The 2,091-nt window shown below is 58.6% G+C and carries 3 protein-coding genes; 2 read left to right on the top strand and 1 reads right to left on the bottom strand.

Annotation, left to right across the window (positions count from 1 at the left end; genetic code table 11):
- Positions 1-629: cytochrome c oxidase subunit II transmembrane domain-containing protein (locus WA989_RS09400; protein WP_424340242.1), on the bottom strand; the 629-nt coding region annotated here is incomplete at its 3' end.
- A 154-nt stretch (positions 630-783) separates the two neighbouring features.
- Here WA989_RS09400 and WA989_RS09395 point away from each other — a divergent pair.
- Both WA989_RS09395 and WA989_RS09390 read left to right on the top strand, forming a co-directional pair.
- On the top strand, positions 784-1,335 hold the full coding sequence (locus WA989_RS09395) for a tetratricopeptide repeat protein (protein ID WP_424340241.1): 552 nt from the start codon (positions 784-786) through the stop codon (positions 1,333-1,335).
- 53 nt (positions 1,336-1,388) lie between these two features.
- On the top strand, positions 1,389-2,091 hold a 703-nt coding region (locus tag WA989_RS09390), incomplete at its 3' end, for a PmbA/TldA family metallopeptidase (RefSeq protein ID WP_424340240.1).

Below are 2,091 nucleotides of genomic sequence, written 5' to 3'. Positions count from 1 at the left end.
GTCTGATAGCGGATATACCGGTTGACCGGCAGCACAAGCGGGTAGTCCGTCGCCAGATTGCGCGGGCCATTTATTTCGCTGCCACGGTCAGAACTCAGCCCGCGCTGGAGCGGGTTGGAAACGAACTCTACGGGGTATCCGCCCTCGTCCAGTTCATCGGGAAAGGAATACGTCCAGTTCCACTGATTCCCCTGCGCTTTGACAGTGATCCAGCCCGCCGCTGCGGCCTCCGGATAGATATTCGGATTGTCGCTCTCAACCTGAGCAATTTCTTCCAGATCAGGCTCATTTTCCTGGTAGAAAAGGTTGGAGAAAGATGGCCCCGCAATGATGACAAGAATGATCACTGGAACCACGGTCCAGACAATCTCGACGGCGGTGTTGTGGCTGAACTTCTTCGCGACCGGGTGCGACCGGCGATTATAACGCACCGCGACCCAGATCAGCAGCGCCAGGACAAACAGCGTAATCAGCGTGATGATGACCAAAAGCCCGAAGTGGAAATTGTCGATGCGCTCCGCGATGCGGGTTACCGCAGGCTGGAACCCCATCGCGCCCGGTTCCGGCTGGGCAGCCTGCGCAACAACGCTAAAAGGTAAAATCGATAGAAGAGCGATCAGAAAACGCACAGCCCGACTCCTTGGTAAAACTTCGTGCCCTGCCATAACTACACTCGATTGAGCCGTCCACCCAAGCCATCAGTGATATCAAATTTGTCGCAGCCCGTTCGCTTCTCCCCTGAAAAGGAGTACCTTCAGAGCATCTAGATATGGAGAGACCCTGATGTTGTATCGCCTGGGAACCGTGATTGGCCTTGCCGCGACACTGGCAGCGACGGCAGCTGCTCAAGTCTTCGTCGTCGGCGGCGGTCTGGCGCGCGAGTGCTTCGATGAAGCCAAGAGCGGAAAATACGTGTTCAGACTCGCAGAGGAAACCTGCTCGCGCGCTTTGCGTGAAGAAACCATGTCGCGTGAAAACCGCGCGGCAACTTACGTCAATCGCGGCGTCATCCGGATGCGCGAAGGGGACTATGAGAACGCGCTGGAAGACTATTCCCGCGCCGTCGCCATCGTGCCCGATCTTGGCGCAGCCTATCTTAATGAAGGCGCCGCTCACATCTACCAGAAAGACTTCGATTCGGCGCTTCAGCCGCTCAACAGGGCGATCGAGCTCGAATCGACAGACATCTTCGCCGCCTATTATAACCGCGCCATTGCCCGCGAGAATACGGGCGATGTTGCGGGCGCCTATTACGACTTCCAGAAAGCACTTGAGCTCAAGCCTGACTGGGACCTGGCCGAGCGCCAGCTTCGTCGTTTTACCGTCGAGCAATAAACGCTGAGACTGGGCGCTTGCAGTCGCTGGCGCGAGCGCCCATTGTTTCAGTCATGGCTACGACAGAACTCCCTTTTGACCGTCACGCGGCAACCGACATTCTCGCTAACGCCTGCAAAGGCGCCGATGATGGCGACATCTATATCCAGCAATCGCGCTCAGAGAGCTTCCTATTCGATGACGGCCGTCTCAAATCTGCCGCCTTCGATACCGCGCAGGGGTTTGGCCTGCGCGTTGTGGCGGGCGAGACGAGCGGCAATGCCCATTCCGGTGAACTGACCATCGACGCCATCAGGCGCGCCGCCTCTACCGCTTCGGCGGCCAAGCGCGGCTATCAGGGGTCACTTGATTTAAGCCCGCAGCCGGTCAATCGCCGCCTCTACGCCCCCATCGACCCAACAGAAACCCCTGGCTTTTCGGTCAAGACCGACCTGCTCGCGGAAATCGATGCATGGGTGCGCGCTCGGGACCCGAAAGTGGTGCAGGTGTCGGTATCGCTCGCCGGAAGCCATGAAGAAATCGATGTTCTGAGACCGGGCGGCGATGCATTCCACGATGTGCGCCCGCTCGTGCGGCTCAACATTTCAGTGACGCTCGAAAAGGATGGGCGCCGCGAATCGGCTTCAGCAGGTGCAGGTGGCCGCGCCGACTATGCCGAATGGATCCGTCCCGAACGCTGGAAAGCGCTGGCTGAACGCGCGCTGCGCAAGGCCGAGATAAATCTTGAATCGATCCCTGCCCCGGCCGGTGAAATGG

This window comes from Henriciella sp. (assembly GCF_049649345.1).
Taxonomy (GTDB): Bacteria; Pseudomonadota; Alphaproteobacteria; order Caulobacterales; family Hyphomonadaceae; genus Henriciella.
Note: the sequence above shows the minus strand (reverse complement) of the source record. Positions and strands in the feature narration are given on the sequence as shown.

Bases quoted from the DNA above. Each gene is read 5' to 3' on its own strand.
- WA989_RS09395 (WP_424340241.1), top strand. From the start codon at position 784: ATGTTGTATCGCCTGGGAACCGTGATTGGCCTTGCCGCGACACTGGCA.